The organism is Synechococcus sp. CB0101, from assembly GCF_000179235.2.
In the GTDB taxonomy this organism is placed as follows: domain Bacteria; phylum Cyanobacteriota; class Cyanobacteriia; order PCC-6307; family Cyanobiaceae; genus Vulcanococcus.
The window spans coordinates 1086420-1108542 of record NZ_CP039373.1 but is presented as its reverse complement, the minus strand read 5'-3'; the positions used below and the strand labels follow the sequence as shown (position 1 = coordinate 1108542).

The window sequence follows — 22123 nt, the reverse complement described above, 5'->3', positions numbered from 1 at the left end:
TCAGCAGGATGGTGTGAGCACGAGCCATTACCTGAGCCGCGTGGGTTGTCCAGAGCCCCTGCTCGTGAAGGGGCTCCAATTGCAATAGGGTGACGACATCAAACCGCCGATTCAGACTGGGCAGAAGTCAACTGACACCTTTGCCAGAATTTCACCGGCAACGGGTGTCATGCACCAAGCGCCACCGACATTGGAGCCTGATGCTCCCGCAACATGCTCAAGGTCCTCGTCAGAAGCCTCTGCCTTAGATTTCTTCAACTCATCAGCAGAAATCACAAAGCCCGCACCTTTCGCAATCTCCACAACGGCATCCACATCCGCAGCCACCTTCAACTTGTCTTGAAGCTCCGCATCAGCCTTGGCGGCTTCCAGGAAGGCTTTGAGTTGCTCTTCGGAAATCGCTTGGAGTGGGTGAGGTTGTTTAGGCACGAATACCAAACAAGCCCAGTATAGGCTCAATGAAACCACCAGTCACACCTTCCAGCTCCTTGTCCGCAAGCTCTACTGGTCGATGAGGGAGGTCGGTAGTCTGAAGGTTGACATCACGGGCTGCTTTGTTAGTCATGATTGAAATCCTGAAGTGTGAGGTGAAGTCGGAGCTGTGTCCCTCTCGATGTATTCACCATCGCAGGGCTGATCGCCACACACCAGATGAAGAGCTGGGGAGGTTTCAGGGAGTTTCTGGTGAGTGCAAGCCATTCCATGAAACGAGCTGCTTGCCCAGCGCCTGCATGGGCGTGCAGGGATTCGCCAACGCCCTCAATGCGGACCAACTTGTCGCCATCAGGGGAGCGCAGCCAGCCGTTGCCACCACTGCCCTGTTGGCGTTTCTGCTCCTGTTTGTCCTGCAAAGGAGCCACGCAGTGCCCGGTTGTGACCAAGAAAATACCCCAAGCCCTTTGCAGGACCTGGGGCTGAGTGCCAAGGGCTAGAGCTTATCCACTGCTGTGGGTGTCCTGGTCAAGCCGATCACAGGGCATAAGACGGTCGGTTGATGGACGGTGGACGGACGGGTTGGCACTGCACGGAGCCCTCACCACTGCGGCGGCACCCGTCGCCACCCCTGCCGGATCAGGTTCTGCCAAAGCTGTTCAGCGTTGAAGCGCAGCATTCCGCGGCAATTGCGCACCAGGGACCTGCCTTGGCTGGTGATGTTGGCAGCTGTGACCTCCACCCACTCAGGGAGCCGCTAGTCAACCAGAAAAGGAATGCCCTCCTCGATGCACTGGCGCCAGGTATTGACGGCTGTAGGGGGAGTCTTGGTGGGATATCGAAGAAACAAAGTGCCCCTGCAACGATAGGGGCTCTGGGGGAGAACTAAACCACTTGATCCAGGATTTCTTTGGGTAGTCGGCTACACACAACGTGCCAGCCGGTATACCCAGTCACGCATGTAGAAGGAGGAGGTAACTCTAAGCCACCAGAAACGCCTCTTAACTCCTCGTCTGAAAGGCTCTTCAGATCATTGGGTCGATGAGTGAGGTTGTGGTTGAACTCATTGGACATGATTGAAATCCTGAAGTGTGAGGTGAAGTCGGAGGTGTGTTCCTCTCGATGTATTCACCATCGCAGGGCCGAGTCCCCGATACCAGATGAGAAGCGAGGGATGTTTCAGGGATTTTCTGGTGAGCGAGGAGCTGAAGCAGCAGCTGCCGCGAGCAAAGCAAAAGCCTCGGTGCCAGCCGGGGCTCTTAGTGGTTTGTTGCCGTGAGATCAACCGAACGCTGTGGGGAAGGACAGATTGGACCGTTGCTACCAGCGAGTGACCCTGCTACGACTTCCCCAGTCGATGATTAACTAGCAAGGACTACCTAAGCGCTGTTAAATAATCTCACTGACACCTTCGAGCCTTATGGGTGCGCCTGCTCAACGGATTTCAAGAAGCTCAATATCATAAAGTAAGGTTGCGTTGGGAGGGATTACGCCGCCGGCGCCCTTCTCGCCGTAGGCCAGATGTGGGGGAACTACTAGTTGGCGCTTCTCGCCGACCTGCATACCAACTAAACCTTCTTCCCAGCCTTTGATCACACGGTTGTCTAGGGGGAAGGAGATGGGGTCACGGCCGTAGCTGCTGTTGAACTCTTGGCCATTCTCCAATGTACCGCGCCAATGAACGATAAGTGTCTGGCCACGTTGCGCTCCAGATCCGCTACCTCCGACTGCGGTGATGAGTTCTTGATCGCTAAGTGCGAGAATTAGGGTGTTCATGGGACAGGAGTATGTATAAGGTTGTTCGCTTTTGTGGCGTAACGATCGGAGGTGTTTGCCTCTCGATGTATTCACCATCGCAGGGCAGATTGCCCATTACCAGATGAGGAGCCAGGGAGGTTTCAGGGAGTTTCTGGTGAGGCCATTCCCACTCACTGGGCCGAGCTGGTTGTCCAGAGCCTCCCTAGATAGCCTCAGGCAAAAACAGTTGAACTGCCCGCCGATCCGCGAAAGCGATCAGAACCGACCATGGTGGCTTTTTCGCGCTCGATTTCATCAGATAACAGCCTAACAACCCCTTGCCAGTATGCATCCTTGTCAAAACCACCGGCCACAACAGCCAACTCTTCATCCGAAGGCTCTACTGGTTGATGACGGAGGTCAGTAGCTTGAAGGTTGAGATCACGGTCTGCTTTGTTAGTCATGATTGAAACTCCTTGATGTGTGAGGTGAAGTCGGAGGTGTGTTCCTCTCGATGTATTCACGATCGCAGGGTTGAACGCTCAATACCAGATGAGGAGCCAGGGAGGTTTCAGTGAGTTTCTGGTGAGCGAGAGCGCAGCAAAAAAGCCCCAGCCGAAGCCGGGGCTCAATGAATGCATAGTTTTTCTATATTGCTAGGCAATTCATTTCCGCATGGGCGGCCCTAAAAGCAGAGCCCCCACAACAGATCAGTGACCATTAAGGTCTCGCCCCCAACTGCGCATCAATTCTTCGTACTCTTGCCGCGTCGGCGGGGGATAATCAATAAATCCTCCGGCAACAGCTTCCAACTGCTGGTCGTCCAGCTCCTGGGCTTGCTGAGTGAGATCGCGGTTGGGTTGGTTAGTCATGATTGAAGTACCTTGGGGTGTGAGGTGAATGTCTGAGGTGTGTTCCTCTCGATGTATTCATCATCGCAGGGTTACTCGCGCTACTCCAGAGGAGAGCCAGGGGATATTTCAGGGAGTTTCTGGTGAGGTCAAACCGTCTCCTGTGTCGAGCTGGTTGTCCAGGGCCTCTCTAGTTGCTTTGTGCACAACAAAACCCCCAGGCCATAGGCGCCTGAGGGTCGTTGGACGCGGACCTTGGCTTTCCGCTACCTATCGGTCATGGCTCTGGGTGCCTGCCGCTGTCAAGGCTCAGGCGCAGCCACCTCCAGCAGATGGGCGATGAGGTTGCTCAGGCTCCTCCCTTCCTGATCCGCTCGTTGCTGCAGGCGCCGGTGAAGCTGCCAGTGAGCTGTGAAGGTGATCCTCTGCGGTCTGCGACGAAGCAGATCCATTCGGGCAGCAGGGGATGACGTGCCCGCAGGCACTGGGTAGAAAGCAGTCATCAGTTCAATTCAGGTTGGACTGGTCACGAGGTCGGCAGTTCGCGCTGCGCGGCCTCACCTCCGAACCTACGCCGCGTGTTGCCCCTCAGGTGATGCCGTGGCTACTCGTGGTGCAGTTGCTCTGCAGAAGATGCCGGATTTCGGAGGGGTTGCTACCAGCAGGGCAGACTCTGCTGCGGCATGACCCGCCACACGCTTATCATCGAAGGGCCTGGAGGTTCGATGGCAACGATGGAGATCTTTGCCAAGGACCGTGATGAAGTCGTTCGCATTGGCCACGAGCTGTTCCCCGGGCGCCGGCTAGCTGCGGTCAATCACGAGGATGAAGACGAGCTCGACCCTGGTTCCTAGAGATCGCCGTCAGACATCCACGTCCTCGCCCCACTGCGGGGTGCACTGCCTCCAGCCGTCCGCCTGGAGCTTCTTCCAGAGGGTGCGGGCGTCATCCCTGCGGAGGTGGCTGCCGTTTTTGTAAGGCGTGTCTCTGTCGAATCCGGCTTTACGCGTCTCTTGGGCGGTTCCATGCCACAAATTTCTGAAGCCGTATCGCCTTGGACGCATTGCGTGGATTCCCCCGTGGCGGGTGGCATTCATGGGCTGTCCAGTTTGGTCGGGGCGTTGGTGCTTGAGGCAGGCGCGCAGCCTGATGGGTTTATCTCACGGTTTATGTACGGTTGATAAACCTTGCCTCAAAACCCAGTCCACGACTCAAAGAGTGTTCCATGAGCCGTAGGAAAGCGATGGCTACTGGGCAGCGGCGCTGAATAGGCCGGGTGGTAGACGAACGGCGGCCTCAGGGCTGAGGAATCACAGGCTGCTGGGCATTCTGCGGGTGAGGTGGCGCAGCTTGCGCAGGGCCTTCAGCTCCACCTGGCGCACGCGCTCGCGTGACACGTCGAGCATGCGGCCGATCTCGGCGAGGGTGTGGCGCTCTTCGCCTTCAAGGCCAAAGCGCAGCTCCAGCACTTGGCGCTCCTGCTCGGTGAGGTGGCTGAGCCAGCGGCCCAGCTGCTCGTGGTGCATGCCGCGTTCCACCTGATCGAGCGGTTCAACGTGGCTGTTGTCGGCGATCAGATCACCCAGGAAGCTGCGGCCTTCTTCGCCGTTCACCGGTGCATCGAGGCTTGAGGTGGTGAGGGCCTGGCGCAGCAGCGAATCGAGTTCATCGATAGGCATGTCCATCGCTTCGGCGATTTCCTTGCGGCTGGGCATGGCGCCGAGCTTGTGGGCCAGATCCAGGCTCACCTTGCGGATGGCGGTGAGGCGCTCGGAGAGGTGCACCGGCAGGCGAATCGTGCGCGACTGGCAGGCGATCGCGCGGGTCATGCTCTGGCGAATCCACCAGAAGGCATAGGTGGAGAACTTGTAGCCGCGGGTTGGGTCGAACTTCTCCACGGCTCGCTCCAGGCCGAGGGAGCCCTCTTGGATCAGATCGAGCAGTTCCAGCCCTTTGCCCTGATATTTCTTGGCAACACTCACCACCAGGCGCAGGTTGGCTTTCATCATCCGTTCCTTGGAACGGCGGCCCACGCGAATGGTTTTCTTTTGCTGATCGGTATAACCGTTTTCAGGCTCCTCTTCGGTCAAGCGCATCATCGCCTGCACCTGATTGCCCAGTTCAATTTCTTCTGCTGGGGTTAACAGCGGAACGCGGCCAATGGTGGAGAGATACCAACTAATCGGGTCACTACCTCGGCGGCGACTGGCGCCCCCCGGGGAAAGTCCGGATGCCGTCATGAACCCAGTCCTGGAAGTGAGCGCAAATCTCCTATGGGTTTTGTGAAAACCAATGTGATTTCAGATGCCCTTCAGCTTTCAGCAGCAAAACCACACACTTGTGCTGAGACTCACGTGTTGATCTGCTGTTGTTAATCGCTTTGCAAGGTCTGGATTGTGTTGGGTTCCTGGCTTTGCAGTTGTTGCGCGATAGCAATTGGGTTGGCGCCGCCGGGTCCTCTCAGGCGTTCGGCCTGTTGTCCGGCCTGGGCATGGGCCAGGGCGCTGGTGGCCAGCAGGGCGGCATCGCTACCGCCGCGGGCCCCGAGGCCGGCGGCATAGCCGGCCAACACATCCCCCAGGCCCGCGCGGGCTGCAGCGCTGCAGGCCTGGGCCAGTTGCCAGCGCCGGCCATCGGCGGCGGCGATCACGGTGCGAGCCCCTTTGAGCAGCACGCTGCATGGCTGCTGATCGCTGCAGAGCTGGGCGGCGGCTGAGGCCGCCAGCAGCGGCTGTTGGTCGGCCAGCTCCGGGAAGAGGCGTGCAAATTCGCCGGCGTGGGGGGTGAGCCAGGTGGGTCCTTGCCGGCCCTGCAGCCACTGCGCGGCCCCCAGGTGCGCCAGGCGATTCAGCCCATCGGCATCGAGCAGCAACAGGCCGGGGAAGCGTTGCAGCAGATTCCAGCTCGAGGCTTCCGCCGCTGCCTCTGTGGCCGTCGTGCCCCCCAGGCCGGGCCCCAGTACCACGGCATCCAGCCGCTCCAGCACGCTCTCGCTCAGCCCCGCCAGCTGCAGGCTGCCGCTGGGGTGAGCCTCCAGTGCTGCGCTCACCACCACATGGGGCTGCACGCTCCACAGTTGCTCGGCCACGGGCTGCGGCAGGGCTGCGCGCAGGCTTCCCACCCCACTGGCGCTGGCGCCTTGCAGGCAGAGCTGGCTGGCGCCGCGATAGGCCTCACTGCCGGCGATCACCAACAGCCTGCCGCGCTGGTATTTCGAAGCGGCTTCCGGTTGCTGCGGCCAGGGGGCAGCCGCCAGATCACGGTCCAACAAGGCCAGGGGCTGGTCGTGGCCAAGACCCTGCAGCAGCGGGGCCGGCAGCCCCAGCTCAAGGCGCTCCAGTTGGCCCACCCAGGCGAGCGCTTGATCCTGCAGAAATCCCTGCTTGAGCAGACCAATGCTCAGGCTCAGAGCGGCGCAGGCGGCCACGCGGCCCAGAAGCTGGCCGCTGTCGGCGCAGACGCCGGTGGGGCCATCGATGGCGATCAGCCGGCCTGGCTGCATCCGCTGCCGCTGCTCCAGCAGCGCTTCCAGCGCTTCGCCGGGGGGGCGGCTTTGGCCGATGCCGAACAGCGCATCGATCCACACCGCTGGATCGGCGGGATCGGGCGGGGCTGCGAGCTCCGCGATGCCTAGCCAGCGGGCATGGAGCAGGTGGGCTGCGGTGAGGGGTTTGTGGCGCTCAAAGGGGCTCCAGATCCGCACGGCGATGCCCGCCAGGTGCAGCTCGCGGGCCACCACCAGCCCGTCGCCGCCGTTGTGGCCGGGCCCCACCAGCACCAGAGCGCCGCGCCGCTGCAGCTGGGGCCACCAATCGGGTTGTTGCAGGCGCCGGGCCACCGCCAGCGCCGCTTTTTCCATCAAGGCCTCCACCGGCAGGCCGCTGGCAAACAACTGCTGTTCCAGCTCCGCCATCTGGCTGCCGAGCACCAGCAGGTGCTCGGCATCGCGCAGGGGCCAGGCGGGCTGAGACAAAACAGGCCGGGTGGTGACCGTTCCATGATGGAGAGATCCCGCTGATCGGGCTGTAGGGCCCGGTCGTTTTGTTGGTTTGGCGCGTTTTTCTGCGATTCCCGCTGCCGCGGAGCCCTCGGTGGCGGCCACGCCGGCCGGTGCCTTAGCTCTCGAGCGCCTGCAGGCTTGGCCGGGTGAGCACCGCGTTGCGGTGGGGTTGTCGGGCGGGGTGGATAGTTCCCTCACCGCAGCCCTGCTGGTGGAGGCGGGCTGGCAGGTGGAAGGGCTCACGCTCTGGTTGATGAGCGGCAAGGGCGCCTGCTGCGCCGAGGGCTTGGTGGATGCGGCGGGGATCTGCGAACAGCTCGGTGTGGAGCACCACGTGGTGGATTTCCGCGAGCACTTCAAAGAGCAGATCGTGGATTTCCTGGTGCAGGGCTATGGCGATGGCATCACGCCCTTGCCGTGCTCGCGCTGCAACCGAGAGGTGAAATTTGGCCCGATGCTGCACTGGGCTCAAGAGGAGCGCGGCATTTCGCGCATCGCCACAGGTCACTACGCCCGGGTGTGCCACGGCGAGCAGAGTGATAACGGCCGCCATCAGCTCTTGCGCGGCCTCGACCGGCAGAAGGATCAGAGCTATTTCCTCTACGACCTGCCGCAGGAGGCTTTAGGCCGCCTGGTGTTTCCTCTGGGGGAGCTCACCAAGGCCGACACCCGTGTTGAAGCGGCCCGCCATGGGTTGCGCACGGCCGAAAAGCCGGAAAGCCAAGACCTCTGCCTGGCCGACCACCACGGCTCGATGCGCGCGTTTCTGGATACCTATCTGCCCCCGCGCCAGGGCGAGATCGTGCTGGAAGACGGCCAAGTGGTGGGCCAGCACGACGGTATCCAGCACTTCACGATCGGTCAGCGCAAGGGGCTCGGTGTGGCCTGGAGCGAGCCTCTGCATGTGGTGCGCCTGGATGGCGTCATGAACCGCGTGGTGGTGGCCCCGCGCCGCGATGCTGCCCGCAGTGATGCGGTGGTGGGAGCCGTGAACTGGGTATCGATCGCGCCGCCTCAGGAGCCGATCGAGGTGGAGGTGCAGGTGCGCTACCGCAGTGGAGCCGTTGCCGCCCGGTTGTCTCCTCTGGATGCCACCGATGCCGATGCGGCGGCGGGCCGGCCCCATCGCTGCCGGCTGGAGTTTGCGGAGGAGCAGTTTTCGATCACACCCGGACAGGCCGCGGTCTTTTATGCGGGTGATCGGGTGCTGGGGGGTGGGTTGATTCAGCGCTGAAGTAGTGGGTTCGTAGCCGGGTCGGGCGGTGATGGCGGACGGTGATCAGCCCCCCGCCCCTTCCAGTGGGCTCACGTTGGCTCCACAATTGCTGGGCTGCTCGGCATGTCGCTGCCCGTGGTTCTCGCTGAGGAGCTGCTGTGAACGCTGCAGCAAGTCGCCTGAACGCAGGCCTTCTGCGCCAAAGCCTGCGCATCTCGGTGGTGATGTTTGTCACCGCGTCGATCGCACTGTGGTGCGATCGAACGGCTTATCTGTGGTACCCCTGAATGCCGCGTTGATTGTTGTCGATGACAACGATGAGCTCACTCTCCCAGCGGCGAGTGGCCGGATTATGGGAACAATCCTGGGGGCTTTGCTCACTTTCTTGGTGCACACCATTGCCTCCGGCTGGATGGCGGTGTTGCTTACCTGTTTGCTGTGCTTCCCGTTGCTGCGCCTGTTCGGTTGGCAGGGAGGATTGTCCACGGCGGTGAACATCGTGGTGATGTTCCTGATGATCCCCAAGCCCACGCAGCTCAACTGGGACTTTGTGTTTAACCGCAGCCTTGACAGCCTGATCGGCATTGTGGTGGCTGTGGTGGTGGCCTATCTGTTCTGGCCCCGCAATCGCTTGGCGGAACTCGATCAATTGGATTGGGCGCTCGATCAGCAGATCCGTTCCGGTCAGGCGGGATCTGCTGCAGATCTCACGGCGGGTTATTTGAGGCTGGCTCGCTTGGTTGAGGTGGCATTACGCAGTCAGCAGGCAGCGTTAGTGAGGCGCAAGCGTTGGCCGCAGCGATTGCTGATCTGGGAAACCTTGTTGCATCACGCGCTCGAGCTGGAAAGGCATCGATCACTGGAGCAATCGGGTTTGCGATCGCCGTTGTTGGCTGCAGCAATGGCAGACGAGCAGAAACGGGTGTTTCAGGCGCTGCGAAGCATGCAGTTGTGTCGAGAGGCTTGTCGATGATGGACCGCCAAGACCTGCGATTGGCCGTTTGCGTGGGCCTTGCAGCTGGCTTCGGCAGCATCAGCACGGTGCCGGATGGCTACTACCTGCCGCTCACCCTGGCAGCTGTGATGGTGGGCAGCTATGGCGGCTCCTATGCCCTGGGATTGCAGCGGGTGATTTGCACATTGCTGGGCGGTTTGCTGTTGTTGATTGCTCAGCCGGCTTTCACCGGTTTGCCTTTCCCGATTGGGCTGGCCCTGATGTTGGGGTTGATTCGCTTTCTCGGCGGATGCCTGGGCTTGGAGGCTGGTTACAAGATCACCGGGATGGTGGTGGTGATGGGTTGGTTGATGCAGTCCACTGCCGTGGATAGCTGGTTGGGGCTCAAGCTGAGTTGGACGGCACTTGGCGTGGTGCTGGCGTTATTGGCGTTGCATCTGCTCTGGCCGAGCACCGCCATCCGCGAACATCAACAGGCTTATGTGGCGTTGCTCGAGCTCCAGCGTGAAGCTCTGTTGGAACAACAGCGGCTGCTGGATCAGACTGCTGGTGTACGCCTCTCACCAGCGCGCCGCAAGCAACGCCATCGCGAGCTGATGCGTGCGCTGATTCAGGCCCGAGCAACGCGTCCGGCTGCGCAGCTTGAGCTTGGTGCTAATCCCTACGCGCAGCCGCAGTTGCATGTGTGGACGGAACTGGAGCGTTGTTGTGCCGCCCTCGCTGGATGCATCACTGCCTTACGAGCGTTGCGTGAACCGTTTGTGGGTCTTCCGGCTTTGCGTGAGTTGCATCAGGCTGAAGCCCAGCTTTTGGCTGATGCCTTTGCGCTGCTTGGTCTCTGGCAGGACGCTTTGACACGTCATCGTCCTGTGTTGGTCTCTGACAGCACGTCTGAGAATCTGTCGGCCTCGATTGAGCAGCTTCGGAGTGTGGAGCGCGATCTTCTGGCGTTGGTGGAGCTGCCAGAGGCCCTCGATCCGCTGGACCAGAAGCAGGTGGCGCGGCGCTTGTTGCTTTCTTATCAGATTGGGGCCTTGGTGCAGCGGATGCAGCTTCGCTGGCAGGAGTTGATGGTCACCAATAAGGATCCGTCGCCAACTCCACGGTGAGCTCGCCGCTTTTGCTCGCCGGCACGGTGGCGATGCAAGCTCGAACTGTGGTTCCGTTCACATCGAGTTCGCAGGCGCCGCAGCTGCCGCCTAGGCAGCCTGTGGGGATCGAAAAGCTGGCATCGCGCGCGGCTTGAAGCCAATCGATGCCTGGCGTGCAGCGGGTTGTTTGCCCCGAGGGCCAGTGGATCAACACCTCTTTCATGGCTGCTGCAGGAATGGCTCCAAGTTCACGTGCTGCTCGAAGGCATCGGCGAGGCGATCGAGCAGGGCGTCGCGCTGACGGCTGTGGTGCGGTTGCTGTTCGCTCAACATCGGCAACCCTTTCCGCGCGCGTAACTGATTGAGCCATCGCCTACGCCAAGGGCCGCTTTCGAACACACCGTGCAAGTAGGTGCCGGCCACTGAGCCGTGCACCCAGCCCAGCTCTGCATCGCTGCAAAGGGGCTGGCATGGCTCCAGGGTGCTCGTGCTGCCGCGGTGCAGCTCGAAGCCTTCGATCGGCAACTTGCTGCTGTCGCCAATCAGCGGCCAGAGGGCTGTGCTGCCGCGCTGGCGCAGGGCTTTGCTGCCGCCAAACACGGTGCGTAGGGGCAGCAGGTTGAGCCCTGGTGCCCGAAGCCGGCCGTTGCTGCCACCCTCCAGCCCCTCGGGATCGCAGAGCTCTCGCCCGAGCAGTTGCATCCCGCCGCAGATTCCGAAGACCGCTCCACCTGCTGCGGCGAACTGCTGCAGCCCACTGCACAGCGTTGCGTTCATCCGCAGGGCGTCCAAGTCGCGCAGCGTTTGCTTGCTGCCAGGCACCACCACGGCATCAGGGTTGCCCAGCTCCTCCCCGGGGGCCACCCAACGCAGCTGCACGCTGGGTTCGGCCTCGAGCGGATCGAGATCGGAGAAATTGCTGAGCGAGGGCAGCTTGAGCACCGCGATCTCCAGCTCGGCGCCCCGTTTGCGGCCCCGGCGCTCCAACAGGTCGAGGGAGTCTTCCGGCGGGAACAGCTCATCGAGCCAGGGCATCACCCCCAGCACCGGAATTCCCGTGTTGGCCTCCAGCCAGCGGCGGCCTTCGTCAAAGAGTTCGCGGCGTCCGCGGAAGCGGTTGATCAGCAGGCCCCTGATCAACGGACGCTCTACCGGTCGCAGCAGCGCCAACGTGCCCACCAGCTGCGCGAACACACCCCCGCGCTCAATGTCGGCCACCAGGATGCAGCGGGCGCGCAGGTATTGGGCCAGGCGCAGGTTGGTGAGATCGCGCGGCTGCAGGTTCACCTCAACGGGGCTGCCGGCGCCCTCCAACACGAGCCGCCCTTCGGGGTAAGCCCCTTGCAGCTCGTTTAGGCCGCTGCGGATCGCGGCCCAGCCGGGGCGAAACCAGTCGCGGTAGTAGTGCTCGGCGCGGCAACTGCCCACTGATTGGCCCAGGTGGATCACTTCGCTGGTGCTGTCGCCCTGGGGTTTGAGCAGCACCGGGTTCATGGCGCACTGGGGTTCGAGCCCTGCGGCCCAGGCCTGCAGGGCCTGGGAGTAGGCCATCTCGCCGCCGGCCTGATCCACCCAGGCGTTGTTGCTCATGTTCTGCCCCTTGAAGGGCAGTGGCGTTTCACCGCGGCGCCGCAACACCCTGCAAAGCGCGGCTGTCATCAACGACTTGCCGGCACCGCTGCTGGTGCCCAGAACCATGAGGGGGGTGTGGTTCTCGCTCATCAAAACCTCGGCCTGTGCTGCCGAAGCCAGTGCTTGAGGCGCATCAGCACTCCACCGGGAGGGATGGCGTCGCTCCACGGGGCAATGGTGTTCCGCCCCATCGGGGTGAGGCGCACCCGTTCGGTGAGGCCCTGGCCGTCCACTTCGCGGCGCAGCACGCCGAGCTGGATCAGCCAGATCAGGAGGTCTTCGGTGCGGTTGGCGTTCAGGCTGAGGCGGCTGAGTTGCTGCCGGTTGGGGTGGGCAGCGATTTGGGTGCTGCTTAGGGCCTGTGCATCGAGCAGTTGATAAAACGACAGCCGAAAGGGAAGGCAGCGCACCGCCTGGCGGGCCCGCCGCAGGGCGCGTTGCTCTTGTTGGCTGGCGGTGCTCACGCAACCCGGGTGGCTGCTGCCATTCTCATGGCCAGCCCATCCCGTCCGCTGTGCTGCTGCTGGCTTCTGCGTCTCCGGCCCGTAAGCGCCTGCTGGAGCAGGCCTCCATTCCCCACCGCGTGCAAGTGAGTGGGGTGGATGAAGACGCGATCCACCACGCCGATCCGGCCCAGTTGGTGCAGCTGCTGGCGCAGGCCAAGGCTCAGGCGGTGCAAGAGGCTTGTACGGACAGCTCGATTACGGCGGTGTTGGGCTGTGATTCAGTGCTGGCCTTTGAAGGGGAGGTATTCGGCAAGCCGCTCGACGCCGCTGAGGCCATCGCCCGTTGGCAGCGGATGGCTGGTGGCTGGGGGGAGCTGCACACCGGGCACTGTTTGTTGGCGCTTGGTGCTGCGCGGGAGTGTTCAGCTCCGGATATCCATGGATATCTGCCGGCGGAACGCCGCGCCACCATCACCACCCGCGTGCAGTTCGCGCCACTGAGCCCCGCCGAGATCGAGGCCTATGTGGCCACTGGAGAACCGCTGCAATGCGCTGGCGGCTTTGCACTGGAGGGGCGCGGCGGTGCGCTGGTGGAGCGGATTGAGGGTTGTTTTTCGAATGTGATCGGGCTGAGCTTGCCGTTGCTGCGGCGCTGGCTCCTGACGATGGGCGTCAGTTAAGGAGTGTGTTGGCGTGCTTCTGTGGTCAACACCGTTTTCTCGTTGCAAGGCAGAGCAAGGCTCTTCCTAACCCGCGACCGCGAAGCTCGAGCAGAATGGACTGCATGGGGTATTCAATTGGCGATTCCCCACAGCGTGATCCGCAACTGTTCACCGCGACTCGAACCCTCTTTGGTCGCTCTAGCGCCATGACCAGCTCAACTCCCACAACCATTCGCCAGCGGCTTGTGGCCCATAGGCCCGAGGTGCTCGCCCTCGCCCAGCGCCATGGTGCAACCAACCTGAGGGTCTACGGCTCGATCGCTAAAGGGCAGGAACACCAAGGTAGCGACCTGGATCTTCTTGTCGATCTAGCGGAGGATCAGTCTCTTCTCGGGTTGATCAGTTTCCGGCAAGAGCTTGAAGATCTCCTGGGATGCCTGGTGGATGTCACAGAAGCAGAAACACTGCACCCGTTGATCCGTCGTGAAATCCTCGATCAGGCTCAGTTGCTGTGAGCAAAGATCGCCTCTATCTCGAAAGTATTCGTGATTGTTTGGAGCGGATCGCAGAGTACACAGCTTCTGGAGAGAGCAGCTTCATGGCCTCTCGTCTGATTCAAGATGGCGTGATTCGTAATCTCGAGGTGATCGGTGAAGCCACCAAGAATCTCAGCCCGGAGCTCCGAGCGGCCAGTCCTGAGATTCCTTGGCGGCAGATTGCCGGCATGAGAGATGTTCTGATTCATGACTATCTCAAGGTCAATCTGGCCCGAGTTTGGCGGACCGTTGTCATTGACCTTCCTCCACTTCAGGAGGCAGTCCTGAGGCATCTACAGGCATAACGCTTGGTGCCTCCTCTGGCGGAACCGTGCAGGTGGTCAGGCCCGTGAGCCGGCAACGACCAGGTGCCAACCCGTTCCCCGTTCATCCAAACCGCCAGGGAGCGCGCTCTCGAGGGTCTACCCATCACCATTCAGCTGGATTGATGGCGTGTTGTCGCGGCCTCACCACCACTTCGAGGTTGAGGGCGGCCAGGAGCAACAGCAGACGCTCCACGGTGAGACGACCCGGTTGCAGTTCGAGTTGGTAGAGCCTGGCCTGGCTCATGCCACCTGCCTTGAGGGCCAGTTCTTGCTGGTTCATCCCCTGTTCTCGCCGTGCACAGCGAAGCAGCATTCCCAACTGCGCAGGGGCGCGGATCACCTGCTTACCTGCAGCCATGGCTTATGCGGATTCTCAATAAACGCACAACAGCAAGAATCTTGATAAACGACTTTTATTGAGAATTCGAGTGAACGGGGTGGGGCTGACGCTGTCGGGCTTGTCTCTGCGGGGGAGTGTCCAGCTCCGGATATCCATGGATATCCGCCGGCGGAACGCCGCGCCACCATCACCAACCGCATGCAGTTCACACCACTCACCGTCGCCGAGATCGAGGCCAACGTGGCCACCGGAGAACCGCTGCAATGCGCTGGCGGCTTTGCTTTGGAGGGGCGCGGCGGAGCGCTGGTGGAGCGGATTGAAGGTTGTTTTTCGAATGTGATCGGGCTGAGTCTGCCCTTGCTGCGGCGCTGGCTGGCTGAGGCTTAATGCATCAGATCGGCGAAGCACTGTTGCCATCGCCGTTGAACCATGGCTATGGGCTGGATAGGTGCTGATTCCCCCTGATGAAATCGATTGCGCTGTTGATGGCTGGAAGCCTCCTGGTGGGTAGTGGTTGGGGCTTGAACGCCTCCGCGATGGAGCCGATCGTGCTGGCAACGTCGACCCCGGCGATGGAGCAGCCTGTTGCCCAGGAGCAGAAGCACCTGCAGGCGGCGTCATCCCAGATGCGCCAAGGCGTGAGCCGCGATGGCGATCTCCCGCTGGAATTCAAGAAACCCAACGGACCCAAGGCCCATCACCTGCTCAATCTGAGCTTTTAGGCGCTTCGTTGCTCCATCCAAGCAGCAGCTGCAGGCTCTCCAGGATCCTGCGGCTGCTGCTGGCCACCGCTTCCAAATCCTGCAGGGTGCTGATCAGAAGCGGTTGGCTCAGGCGAAGGAGCTGTTGCGCATCCTGGGCGGTTTGTTCGGCGCTGCGGCCTGTGCTGCTCAGCTGCTGAAGCGCCTGGCGCAGGCCTGGGGTGGTGGCGGCTGTTTCCCGTTCCAGGGTGGTGGCCAGCTTGTTCATGGTGTTCAAGGTGGCAGGCAGCTCGCGCTCGGTGAGCCGTGTGGTGTTGCGCAAGGTGGCCTGCAGCTCGGTTTGGGTGTCGATCAGCCGGTGCATCAGGTTGGTGATCGCCAATGGCTGCTCGTAGGGCAGGGAGCGCACCACGGGGCGGTTGGTATCGCTGCTCTGTTGTGGATCTGAGCTGATCACCACAAAGTGATCCCCCACCAATCCCTCTTGCCCGAGGCTCGCCACACTCTTGGGGCCGATCAGATCGGCATGGCGCTCCTGCACCCGCAAGCTCACTTTCACCTGGCCGTTGGCTTGGAGTTCCAGCGTTTGCACAGTTCCCACCGGAATACCGGAGATGCGCACCTCCTGGCCCGGGCGTAGCCCGATGGCGTTGCTGCTGATCAGGTGCAAGGGCAGCCAGCGCGTGCCCCACTGTTGCTCGCGCGCCATGCCCACCACCAGTGCGACAGCCAGCACCAGGCCTGATCCCAGGAACAGGTAGCGCTCGCGCGGGCTCGTGCTCACAGGCTCGGACTTCATGAGGGGCTGGTGCTGAGGTGGAGAGGGTCGATCAGCGTGATCCACAGCAACTTCAACGAGAGCAGCAACACCAACCCTTCCGCCAGTTGATCACTCACCAGCTGGCCAGGGTCGCGCCCGAGGCGCCTGTTGCGCTGGCTGCGCCATTGGCTCCAGCCGCACACCGCGGCCAGAAACACACCGGCTCGCAGGCAGGCGCGGGCTACATCGATCAGCAACACACCACCGAGCAGGTCGCGCAGTTCGCCTATCAAATCGCTGCGCGGGGTGCCCAACACGCCGCCGCAGATCGCAGCGGCCAGAAACAACAACTCCAACAGGGCTCCCACGACGGCTGCGGCGGCGATGCCCTCCATCTCCACCCCAGAGCTGGGTTGGTTGTAGCGCTCGAGCCAGCGTGGCAACAGCAGCGCGAGGGAGAGCAGAGCCACCAGCATCGGCCCCACCAGCTGCAGCACCAGCAGCACCAACAATTGCAGGCTGAAGCGGCTGGTGAGCCCGAGCGGACCACTGGCCAACTGCACCACGCCGAGCCCCACCACCAGTCCCGCCAGGATCACCGGCCCACCGCAGCGTTCGCCATAGCGTTCGGCCCGGGTGGCGATGGTTTGTATCGAGCGAAGGCCAGCCTTCATGGTTTGGCCCCTTGGGGCAGCTCGCTGATCCGAGGGCACCACTCGCGTGCCACCGCCAGGGCCACGGGGTCGTTGAGCACCGGTTGCCAACCGCGTTGGTAGTGGCCGGGCAGGCGTACATCGCCGATGCGATCGAAGGTTTGATCGCGGCAGTCGAGCTGGTAGTTGAAGAAGTGGCGGAGGGATCCCGCTGGGGTGCCGCCACGGAGCGTGGGGGCGATGTAACCCTCACGCCAGCAGCGATCGCCGTTGCAGCGGATCGTGCCGGGATTGCCGGCATTGAGCTGGGCCGGAACGGCCGGCCACTCGATCACGCTGTGACCGGTGAAGCCGATGTAGCGGCCCCAGCTGCCCCGCAGGTTGAGCTGGCGCAAGGTGGCGTTGTCGTAGCTGTAAGGGCTGGGTACCGGCACGATCACCTCAGCGGCCTTGATGAGAGCCGGCCAGCTGGCAGTGGCGGACACCAGTAGTGCGGCACCGATCAGCCCGCGTTTATTGGAACAGGGCATTGAGCAGGTTGCCGAGCGCATTGCCCACGGCGGCATCGCGGTTGCCGTTGGTGTTGCGGTTGGAGTTTTCCTGGGTGGCCACCAGCTTGTAATCGCCGAAGCGGAAGATGCCGGTGTTGCCGTGGTCGATGAAAGTCACCGGCCAGGTGCCGCCGAATCTATCACGGATCTGGAACTGCCCGCCGATCTGCTGGAAGGCGTAGTTGTTGCCGTTCTGCAGTTGCACCTCGTAGCGGTTTTGGCCGCCTTGGCGCACTTGCTTCAGCAGACATGGCCCGTCATACACACGTTGGCCGCTGCGGCTCAGGCTGCAGAGCCCCGTGTCTCGGGCCACCTGGGCCTGGCCTGGCCGCAGGTTTGAGCCGAAGAGCTGCTTGGTTAGGCCGGGGGCTACCACCCGTTCGGCCCAGCCATCGTTCCAGCAGGTGCGCTTGGCCACACTGCAGGCCTGGCCAGTGCTGAGCCGGAAGTCGCGGTTGTTCGACGGGCTGAGATTTTTCGAGAGATGATTGGCAGCCTTCTTGCCGTAGACGTCTGAGGTGATGCCGATCGAGGGGCCGTAGCTGTCGTAGCAAACCTTGCCGACCGAATCGCACACCACACCAGCGCGCGGGTAGCTGAGGCCGGCGGGTTGGGCGATGCTTGCCCCGCCGATCACCAGGGGCAGAGCAGCGGCAAGGGTCAGCGTCTGTCGGCGCATGGCGAGCGGATGGTTGTCGTTGTAGGGAGACCATAGAAAGCAAGCAGTGGCTTGTCTTGTCTCTTGCTGAGTCTTGCGCTGACAATCCCAGCTGCTGACAGCACAATGAGGCCACGCAAGTGCATGGGCGATGGCAGTAGGCGGTCGGCGTGGTCAATGGTTGCGAACTGGCCTCACTTGCGTCGTTCTGGCGATGGGTGTGCAGATCGGTGCGAAGGCTGAGCCGCCGCAGGCCTTGGCGATCCTGTTGCGTGAACTCCAGGCCAAGCCACTCGGGATCTACGACGGGGTTCGTCTGTTTCGCATCAACCGCCGCGGCGGCAACACCCTCACTCTCACGGTGAGTTGTGAGCGGGAGGAATGGCGCGTGCAGAGCCGCGAAAACGCGTTCTTTGATGCACCGTTTCTCTCTGCGGCAGGCATTGCGCGCACCTGGGTGTGCATGGAGCCAGTGAGGGTGCTCGAGTGAAGCCTCGATGACGGTGGCTGTTGCACAGCACATGTCATCTTGATAGTTCTTTTCTTGGGTTCATATCAGCACAGCGTCTGCTGATCGTGAGGATGGCCAATAAACATCAGGAATCTCTGGATGGCCTGCAGATATCTCATCATCGCTCAGCTTCGTTCACGGCATATCGACTACTGAAACATCGTTTCGCTAACTGGCTTGAGCTGTAAGTCTGATCCAACGCTCACTAGTCTGTAGCTGATTTGCTTGGTGCCGCCTGTCGGTTTTGCGTTGCTATCGCCTGGGCGATACACAGGGAAGCGACGCACCAGTGTGGTCTCCACCACGGCGAACTGATCGTGACCCATGTAGCCCTGTGCAAACTTCCCACTCAGCTCCGGCATCGTGATCGGTTGGAGTGTGTGGCCTTTGCTTGCACTCCAGGGCAACACTGAGCCGTAGCTGCCGCTGCCTGGGCTCGTCACATAGACGAAGAGGTCGGGGCGTCCATCGCTGTTGAGGTCTTCCACTTCGCTGCCAGTGATCGAGCCCATCACGTCGCGCTTCACCACTGGGAAGCTGTGGCCAGCCTCGCTGGCCTTCACGACCACTTGCTTTTCGGTGCCCTCGCCTTTGACCTGCACTTTGAAGGTGACGCCTTGGAGCGTCAGCGTGGTTACCTGTTGTGCGGCAATGGCAGCGCTGCTCAGCACTCCAAGCATCAGAACAGGAAGCAGATGCTTTGCTGTGACCATCAGTTGTTCAGGCGATTTTTGCAGTCTCCTGCCGTCGCTCACCTCCATCCATCAGTAGGTGAGAAGCTTGTCACCAGTGTTGACATCTTGCTGAATCAGACCAAGCCCAACCCCTATACCTCACCAGCGCAGCTTGAGCCCCCCGCCATAGCTGAGCTCATTGCCGTTACTCCAGAAGGCACCACCCACGCCGGCATAGAGGGAAAGGGTTTCAGAGGTTTCGTACTCGAGTGAGAGGCCAACATCGAGTGCATTGGCACCACGGTTCTGACCGAGCACATCAATGGAGCCAAGAGCCGGCACTTCGGCGAAGGAAGCGGTGAGCTGGTGCTCCTCGTTGGAATCTCCGTTGAAGTCATACTCGTAGCCGAGGGAGAGGCGCGGGATCAGGCGTGAGCTTTTGCCGGTGATGATCGGCGTTTCGATCTGGAAACCGATGCCGTAGATGAGGGAGTCGGCGGTGTGTGAGTTGAGGGCGAGATTAAGGGAGTCAGCGCCTGTTTCCGAGAATGCTCCTTGGTTGTGGAGGGCGTAGGAGAAGAAGGTGTTGGGCTTGATGCGCACAGCCGAGCGGCTGGTTTTGTCGGAGGAGATCACCCAGTCGTATTCGGCTGCCAGAGCTGCAGTGAAACCATTGCCGCTCCAGTTGGCACTGGCGGTGCGGTTGAGCCCACCGAGGTTGATGTTACGGTCGGACTCGTACTGGAGGTTCATGTAGCCGGCCAGCGCCGTGAACTTCCAGCTCTCGGATGGGCGGTAGATGCCCCAAGCCGCACCGGAGTAGGTGGAGGAGTCGATGCGAACGTCGGCGTATTCGTAGTTGTAGAGGTTGGCGCGGCCATAGCCAAAGGCTGCCCCAGCACTCCAGTTGCGATTGAAGTCGTACTGGAGGCCGTAGGAGCTGGAGAAGATGTTGTAGTCGAGGGAAGCGAGATCGTTGGTGCCGTTGAGCGTGGCTTGGGTGTTGGTGCCATCGATCAGCAGCGACCAGGGCGTGAGCTTTTTGACGGTGCGCGGCTTGCAATCGGGCTGGGGCTGCTGGGCGCCATCAGCTCCCGGCTCGACGTTTCCAGCAGTAGTGCAGACCATTTCTTCTGCGATTATGGAAATGGCCTTGGTGCCAGAGGTGAGGGCGAGTGTGTTGGCACGGAACTGCTCCATGGCCTCCAGTGCCACCGATTGCATGGAGGCATAGGGTTCAGCCGAGATGGAGTGGAGAGCTTGGTTGAGCTGCTGCCGGGTGGAGATCGGGAAGATTTCCGAGGAAACCTCTACAAAGTCGGGTGTTACTTTCGCTTGTTTTATTTGGCTAGTTGTGTAGCCGGTCTGGACACCGCTCTGGCTGATAATCGGCTTGCCACCTGATATGCCTTGCACAACTGCTGCTTGTACAGATGATGATCCGGCGTCAATCTGCTTGGCGATCATGACGCTGTTGTTGTTGCTAGATGTGAGTCCGCTTCCTTCCTTGTTGATCTGTTTGCAACCAGCGTTGGAGCCAGTATTGGCAGCGCACGTCCTGTTATTGAGCTTAGAATTACCTGCGCTGGCCGTTGTGATCGCGCCCCCTGTCTGCTTAACCTTCGAAATTGTTTGCTTTCCTGTTTTTAAACTCGTGGGCAGAGCTTCAGGGGTTTTGGCTCCTTTGCTGGCTCCTGTATCTTTCTTTGGTGGAGCTAGCTGAATCCAGCCAAAACGTAGTTCGGTGCAACTGGCCGGATCGCCAGGATCACAAGGTTGTGCTTGGCCGCCATCTAGCTTACTGAACTCAGGATCTGTCTCTCTAACGAAGTTATAGCCGGATGAACCAATGACGCCAAAGGTTGTGTTAAGACTCGCCTCGCCACCCTGTGTGCCTGCAGGAACTCTAATGGCGGTGTAGCTTTTTCCGGAAGTAATGGTCGTGCCTGGTACATTGCTGATGTTTAGCTCGCCCCCAAGTGCGATCGCACGACTGGCGCCTTTGAGAAGCAGTAAATCGCTGTTCGAACCGTCAACTTCAATGTTCAGTCTTCCTTGTGAGAGTTGCCCAAAGTTGCCGTCTATCGTTAGTGTACCTACTGCGACGCCTGGTGAGATGGATAGGGTCCCCAGATTGATGAGGTCTCCAGTAATGACAGAGGCTGAACCTGTCTCTAACTCAGCGCCGGGGGAAACCGTCACTGAGCCCGCTCCTAGCGATCCTGTGAGTGCTACTTTTCCGCTTTCGATTGAAAAGTTTCCATGGCTAGAGCCTCGTAGGCTGTTTTGATTGCTTGTCAGTGTCCACGTGCTACCTCCTGTTTTGCGAATGTTGGCAATACCCTGAATTCTTCCATCAAAAGTGGAATCTTGTGTGATCGCTACCTCGATTGGAGTGTTGGGCTGAAGGTCGCCAAGTCCGCTTACGTTTTGCAGCCTAGTTTCTTTGTCGGCAAATGCGCTGTTTGCTCGATAGTCGATGTTTAGCCTGCCCCCTCTCTTGATCTCGATCGCTGAGGACTCGGAAATCGAGCCACCGTCGCGAAGGGCGAGCACGACACGCTCGCCAATCGTCGTTGGTCCCGTGAATGAGTTGATATTCGTAAGTGTAATTGTGTTGTTGGTTCCCAACGCTGAGTTGATCAATCCAATTCCACCTTGTAAGGCATTGGCTGCATTGCTGATCACGCCGTTGAATGCGCCATTGTTGCCATTGGCATCAATGGCATTTGTCGTCGAGTTGTCGAGTGTGAAGTCTTGTTGGAATGTGGCCCCCTGTTGGTCAATCGTTAGGGTGCCACCTTCAAATTGTGGCAGAAGTGTGCCGCCAAGATTTGACGATAGGTTGTTTCCGTTCCCGCTCGTTGTATTGCCACTCGGCGTAATCGAAGAGGCTGTCGGGAATGAGTTGACCAGTATCGCAAATTCAATCGTGGCGCCATAGACAGATGCCGATGATCTTGTTCTGCCTGTGAATGGATTGACGCTGTGCCCCTCTTGGACGGCTTGGTTGTATAAAGTCGACCACTCCCACCCTTTGGCATCGGCGAGGCTTGCATTGCCACTAGGAACGATTTCATAAATGAATGATGGCCCGTTGTTTGTTCCGCTGCTTGGAAACGCTTTGCGTCTTCCTGAGCCGGTCCCTAGTTGCGTTGTGAATGCTTTCGCAAGCGCTTCAGCCATTGCTTGGTCACCTAGCCAAGGCGCTTCCTGATTGTTTTTGGGATAGCTATCTTCTCTTGATGTCACCTGATAGGTGACTCCGTTATAAGTTGCGCTCGCTGTTTGGGCTAATGATTGTGGTGCATTAGCTGCTATGCCTGCCAATGCCGCAATGGGTATCCATGCCGTGATGGGTATATGCGGTTTCATGGTCCATTTTTTCGCA

General features: G+C 60.6%; 28 protein-coding genes and 1 pseudogene. 10 read left to right on the top strand and 19 right to left on the bottom strand.

Translation table 11 applies throughout. From position 1 onward, the window contains the following. Positions 1-111: 111 nt before the first annotated feature. From CB0101_RS06025 to CB0101_RS15855, 6 genes are all read right to left on the bottom strand, one after another. A complete protein-coding gene (locus CB0101_RS06025) occupies positions 112-429 on the bottom strand; it encodes a Nif11-like leader peptide family natural product precursor (protein WP_010310551.1) in 318 nt (105 codons plus the stop codon). A 604-nt stretch (positions 430-1033) separates the two neighbouring features. Continuing rightward, positions 1034-1174, bottom strand: a complete 141-nt coding sequence (locus CB0101_RS06020; protein ID WP_010310546.1) for a DUF1651 domain-containing protein — start codon at positions 1172-1174, stop codon at positions 1034-1036. A gap of 692 nt (positions 1175-1866) precedes the next feature. Further along, positions 1867-2208: an FKBP-type peptidyl-prolyl cis-trans isomerase gene (locus tag CB0101_RS06015; RefSeq protein ID WP_010310544.1), complete on the bottom strand. Its 342-nt coding sequence runs from the start codon at positions 2206-2208 to the stop codon at positions 1867-1869. Between the two features lie 194 nt (positions 2209-2402). Next, positions 2403-2633, bottom strand: a complete 231-nt coding sequence (locus tag CB0101_RS06010) for a hypothetical protein (RefSeq protein WP_136644004.1) — start codon at positions 2631-2633, stop codon at positions 2403-2405. Between the two features lie 246 nt (positions 2634-2879). After that, positions 2880-3041 (bottom strand): hypothetical protein, encoded by a 162-nt coding sequence (locus CB0101_RS15320; protein ID WP_168187951.1) that lies wholly within the window; start codon positions 3039-3041, stop codon positions 2880-2882. Positions 3042-3322: 281 nt separating this feature from the next. Then, entirely contained in the window at positions 3323-3472 is a 150-nt protein-coding gene (locus CB0101_RS15855; RefSeq protein WP_010310541.1) for a hypothetical protein, read from the bottom strand. 231 nt (positions 3473-3703) lie between these two features. Between CB0101_RS15855 and CB0101_RS15315 the strand changes: the two genes are divergently transcribed. After that, positions 3704-3874, top strand: a complete 171-nt coding sequence (locus tag CB0101_RS15315) for a hypothetical protein (protein ID WP_010310532.1) — start codon at positions 3704-3706, stop codon at positions 3872-3874. Positions 3875-3883: 9 nt separating this feature from the next. Here the strand turns inward: CB0101_RS15315 and CB0101_RS06000 are convergent, their stop codons facing one another. The 3 genes from CB0101_RS06000 to CB0101_RS05990 all read right to left on the bottom strand — a co-directional run bounded on the left by CB0101_RS06000 (position 3884) and on the right by CB0101_RS05990 (position 6993). Continuing rightward, a complete protein-coding gene (locus CB0101_RS06000) occupies positions 3884-4084 on the bottom strand; it encodes a DUF1651 domain-containing protein (RefSeq protein WP_010310530.1) in 201 nt (66 codons plus the stop codon). A gap of 246 nt (positions 4085-4330) precedes the next feature. After that, positions 4331-5260: an RpoD/SigA family RNA polymerase sigma factor gene (locus tag CB0101_RS05995; protein ID WP_010310528.1), complete on the bottom strand. Its 930-nt coding sequence runs from the start codon at positions 5258-5260 to the stop codon at positions 4331-4333. A 131-nt stretch (positions 5261-5391) separates the two neighbouring features. Then, a complete protein-coding gene (locus tag CB0101_RS05990; RefSeq protein WP_010310526.1) occupies positions 5392-6993 on the bottom strand; it encodes a bifunctional ADP-dependent NAD(P)H-hydrate dehydratase/NAD(P)H-hydrate epimerase in 1602 nt (533 codons plus the stop codon). A gap of 118 nt (positions 6994-7111) precedes the next feature. On the opposite strand from CB0101_RS05990, the gene mnmA reads away from it, so the two are divergent. From mnmA to CB0101_RS05975, 3 genes are read left to right on the top strand one after another with little or no spacing between them, the layout of a single operon-like run. Continuing rightward, a complete protein-coding gene (gene mnmA / locus CB0101_RS05985; protein ID WP_043717936.1) occupies positions 7112-8254 on the top strand; it encodes a tRNA 2-thiouridine(34) synthase MnmA in 1143 nt (380 codons plus the stop codon). 31 nt (positions 8255-8285) lie between these two features. Then, on the top strand, positions 8286-9209 hold the full coding sequence (locus tag CB0101_RS05980) for an aromatic acid exporter family protein (protein WP_136644003.1): 924 nt from the start codon (positions 8286-8288) through the stop codon (positions 9207-9209). Beyond that, positions 9209-10300 carry an FUSC family protein gene (locus tag CB0101_RS05975; RefSeq protein ID WP_050778799.1) on the top strand — a complete coding sequence of 364 codons (1092 nt, stop codon included), beginning with the start codon at positions 9209-9211 and terminating at the stop codon, positions 10298-10300. Before CB0101_RS05980 ends, CB0101_RS05975 begins: the two co-directional genes overlap by 1 nt. Here the strand turns inward: CB0101_RS05975 and CB0101_RS05970 are convergent. Genes CB0101_RS05970 through CB0101_RS05960 form a run of 3 tightly spaced genes read right to left on the bottom strand, consistent with a single transcriptional unit; the run spans position 10266 to position 12378 of the window. After that, a complete protein-coding gene (locus tag CB0101_RS05970; RefSeq protein ID WP_029553073.1) occupies positions 10266-10505 on the bottom strand; it encodes a 2Fe-2S iron-sulfur cluster binding domain-containing protein in 240 nt (79 codons plus the stop codon). The genes CB0101_RS05975 and CB0101_RS05970 overlap by 35 nt on opposite strands. Beyond that, on the bottom strand, positions 10502-11980 hold the full coding sequence (locus CB0101_RS05965) for a cobyric acid synthase (RefSeq protein ID WP_029553072.1): 1479 nt from the start codon (positions 11978-11980) through the stop codon (positions 10502-10504). Before CB0101_RS05965 ends, CB0101_RS05970 begins: the two co-directional genes overlap by 4 nt. A gap of 23 nt (positions 11981-12003) precedes the next feature. Then, the gene (locus CB0101_RS05960) at positions 12004-12378 is read right to left on the bottom strand and encodes an Npun_F0494 family protein (protein ID WP_010310510.1); all 375 of its coding nucleotides are present in this window, start codon (positions 12376-12378) and stop codon (positions 12004-12006) included. A 50-nt stretch (positions 12379-12428) separates the two neighbouring features. Between CB0101_RS05960 and CB0101_RS05955 the strand changes: the two genes are divergently transcribed. The 3 genes from CB0101_RS05955 (at position 12429) to CB0101_RS05945 (ending at position 13863) form a co-directional block, all read left to right on the top strand. After that, complete coding sequence (locus tag CB0101_RS05955) at positions 12429-13040, top strand: nucleoside triphosphate pyrophosphatase (protein ID WP_010310508.1); 612 nt, start codon at positions 12429-12431, stop codon at positions 13038-13040. A gap of 188 nt (positions 13041-13228) precedes the next feature. After that, positions 13229-13537, top strand: coding sequence for a nucleotidyltransferase family protein (locus CB0101_RS05950; protein WP_010310500.1), 309 nt, complete (start codon positions 13229-13231; stop codon positions 13535-13537). Continuing rightward, complete coding sequence (locus tag CB0101_RS05945; RefSeq protein ID WP_010310497.1) at positions 13534-13863, top strand: DUF86 domain-containing protein; 330 nt, start codon at positions 13534-13536, stop codon at positions 13861-13863. The genes CB0101_RS05950 and CB0101_RS05945 overlap by 4 nt, the downstream gene beginning before the upstream one ends. Before the next feature lie 124 nt (positions 13864-13987). Here the strand turns inward: CB0101_RS05945 and CB0101_RS05940 are convergent, their stop codons facing one another. Then, positions 13988-14242 carry a helix-turn-helix transcriptional regulator gene (locus CB0101_RS05940; RefSeq protein ID WP_010310494.1) on the bottom strand — a complete coding sequence of 85 codons (255 nt, stop codon included), beginning with the start codon at positions 14240-14242 and terminating at the stop codon, positions 13988-13990. A gap of 138 nt (positions 14243-14380) precedes the next feature. On the opposite strand from CB0101_RS05940, the pseudogene CB0101_RS05935 reads away from it, so the two are divergent. Both CB0101_RS05935 and CB0101_RS05930 read left to right on the top strand, forming a co-directional pair. Next, positions 14381-14611 (top strand): annotated as a pseudogene (locus tag CB0101_RS05935) (Maf family protein); the annotation flags it as partial. Positions 14612-14688: 77 nt separating this feature from the next. After that, positions 14689-14946 (top strand): hypothetical protein, encoded by a 258-nt coding sequence (locus tag CB0101_RS05930; RefSeq protein WP_010310485.1) that lies wholly within the window; start codon positions 14689-14691, stop codon positions 14944-14946. Here the strand turns inward: CB0101_RS05930 and CB0101_RS05925 are convergent. Genes CB0101_RS05925 through CB0101_RS05910 form a run of 4 tightly spaced genes read right to left on the bottom strand, consistent with a single transcriptional unit; the run spans position 14930 to position 17568 of the window. Continuing rightward, on the bottom strand, positions 14930-15724 hold the full coding sequence (locus tag CB0101_RS05925; protein WP_010310483.1) for an MlaD family protein: 795 nt from the start codon (positions 15722-15724) through the stop codon (positions 14930-14932). The two genes, CB0101_RS05930 and CB0101_RS05925, sit on opposite strands and share 17 nt — an antisense overlap. Next, the gene (locus tag CB0101_RS05920) at positions 15721-16359 is read right to left on the bottom strand and encodes a hypothetical protein (protein ID WP_010310481.1); all 639 of its coding nucleotides are present in this window, start codon (positions 16357-16359) and stop codon (positions 15721-15723) included. Before CB0101_RS05920 ends, CB0101_RS05925 begins: the two co-directional genes overlap by 4 nt. Further along, a complete protein-coding gene (locus tag CB0101_RS05915; protein ID WP_010310479.1) occupies positions 16356-16868 on the bottom strand; it encodes a hypothetical protein in 513 nt (170 codons plus the stop codon). The genes CB0101_RS05920 and CB0101_RS05915 overlap by 4 nt, the downstream gene beginning before the upstream one ends. After that, positions 16852-17568, bottom strand: a complete 717-nt coding sequence (locus CB0101_RS05910) for a YcgJ family protein (protein ID WP_010310477.1) — start codon at positions 17566-17568, stop codon at positions 16852-16854. Before CB0101_RS05910 ends, CB0101_RS05915 begins: the two co-directional genes overlap by 17 nt. A 193-nt stretch (positions 17569-17761) precedes the next feature. On the opposite strand from CB0101_RS05910, the gene CB0101_RS05905 reads away from it, so the two are divergent. Further along, positions 17762-18037, top strand: coding sequence for a hypothetical protein (locus tag CB0101_RS05905; RefSeq protein ID WP_010310474.1), 276 nt, complete (start codon positions 17762-17764; stop codon positions 18035-18037). A gap of 170 nt (positions 18038-18207) precedes the next feature. On the opposite strand, the gene CB0101_RS05900 is transcribed toward CB0101_RS05905, so the two are convergent. Together CB0101_RS05900 and CB0101_RS05895 are read right to left on the bottom strand one after the other, a co-directional pair. After that, positions 18208-18771, bottom strand: coding sequence for a PliI family lysozyme inhibitor of I-type lysozyme (locus CB0101_RS05900; protein WP_168187949.1), 564 nt, complete (start codon positions 18769-18771; stop codon positions 18208-18210). Between the two features lie 120 nt (positions 18772-18891). Then, positions 18892-22107 (bottom strand): autotransporter domain-containing protein, encoded by a 3216-nt coding sequence (locus tag CB0101_RS05895; protein ID WP_083798655.1) that lies wholly within the window; start codon positions 22105-22107, stop codon positions 18892-18894. Between the last annotated feature and the right edge of the window lie 16 nt (positions 22108-22123).

Bases quoted from the DNA above. Each gene is read 5' to 3' on its own strand.
- CB0101_RS06015 (WP_010310544.1), bottom strand. From the start codon at position 2,208: ATGAACACCCTAATTCTCGCACTTAGCGATCAAGAACTCATCACCGCA.
- CB0101_RS06010 (WP_136644004.1), bottom strand. From the start codon at position 2,633: ATGACTAACAAAGCAGACCGTGATCTCAACCTTCAAGCTACTGACCTC.
- CB0101_RS15320 (WP_168187951.1), bottom strand. From the start codon at position 3,041: ATGACTAACCAACCCAACCGCGATCTCACTCAGCAAGCCCAGGAGCTG.
- CB0101_RS15855 (WP_010310541.1), bottom strand. From the start codon at position 3,472: ATGGATCTGCTTCGTCGCAGACCGCAGAGGATCACCTTCACAGCTCAC.
- CB0101_RS15315 (WP_010310532.1), top strand. From the start codon at position 3,704: ATGACCCGCCACACGCTTATCATCGAAGGGCCTGGAGGTTCGATGGCA.
- CB0101_RS06000 (WP_010310530.1), bottom strand. From the start codon at position 4,084: ATGCGTCCAAGGCGATACGGCTTCAGAAATTTGTGGCATGGAACCGCC.
- CB0101_RS05995 (WP_010310528.1), bottom strand. From the start codon at position 5,260: ATGACGGCATCCGGACTTTCCCCGGGGGGCGCCAGTCGCCGCCGAGGT.
- CB0101_RS05980 (WP_136644003.1), top strand. From the start codon at position 8,286: ATGGCGGACGGTGATCAGCCCCCCGCCCCTTCCAGTGGGCTCACGTTG.
- CB0101_RS05975 (WP_050778799.1), top strand. From the start codon at position 9,209: ATGGACCGCCAAGACCTGCGATTGGCCGTTTGCGTGGGCCTTGCAGCT.
- CB0101_RS05970 (WP_029553073.1), bottom strand. From the start codon at position 10,505: ATGAAAGAGGTGTTGATCCACTGGCCCTCGGGGCAAACAACCCGCTGC.
- CB0101_RS05965 (WP_029553072.1), bottom strand. From the start codon at position 11,980: ATGGTTCTGGGCACCAGCAGCGGTGCCGGCAAGTCGTTGATGACAGCC.
- CB0101_RS05950 (WP_010310500.1), top strand. From the start codon at position 13,229: ATGACCAGCTCAACTCCCACAACCATTCGCCAGCGGCTTGTGGCCCAT.
- CB0101_RS05940 (WP_010310494.1), bottom strand. From the start codon at position 14,242: ATGGCTGCAGGTAAGCAGGTGATCCGCGCCCCTGCGCAGTTGGGAATG.
- CB0101_RS05930 (WP_010310485.1), top strand. From the start codon at position 14,689: ATGAAATCGATTGCGCTGTTGATGGCTGGAAGCCTCCTGGTGGGTAGT.
- CB0101_RS05925 (WP_010310483.1), bottom strand. From the start codon at position 15,724: ATGAAGTCCGAGCCTGTGAGCACGAGCCCGCGCGAGCGCTACCTGTTC.
- CB0101_RS05920 (WP_010310481.1), bottom strand. From the start codon at position 16,359: ATGAAGGCTGGCCTTCGCTCGATACAAACCATCGCCACCCGGGCCGAA.
- CB0101_RS05915 (WP_010310479.1), bottom strand. From the start codon at position 16,868: ATGCCCTGTTCCAATAAACGCGGGCTGATCGGTGCCGCACTACTGGTG.
- CB0101_RS05910 (WP_010310477.1), bottom strand. From the start codon at position 17,568: ATGCGCCGACAGACGCTGACCCTTGCCGCTGCTCTGCCCCTGGTGATC.
- CB0101_RS05905 (WP_010310474.1), top strand. From the start codon at position 17,762: ATGGGTGTGCAGATCGGTGCGAAGGCTGAGCCGCCGCAGGCCTTGGCG.
- CB0101_RS05900 (WP_168187949.1), bottom strand. From the start codon at position 18,771: ATGGTCACAGCAAAGCATCTGCTTCCTGTTCTGATGCTTGGAGTGCTG.
- CB0101_RS05895 (WP_083798655.1), bottom strand. From the start codon at position 22,107: ATGAAACCGCATATACCCATCACGGCATGGATACCCATTGCGGCATTG.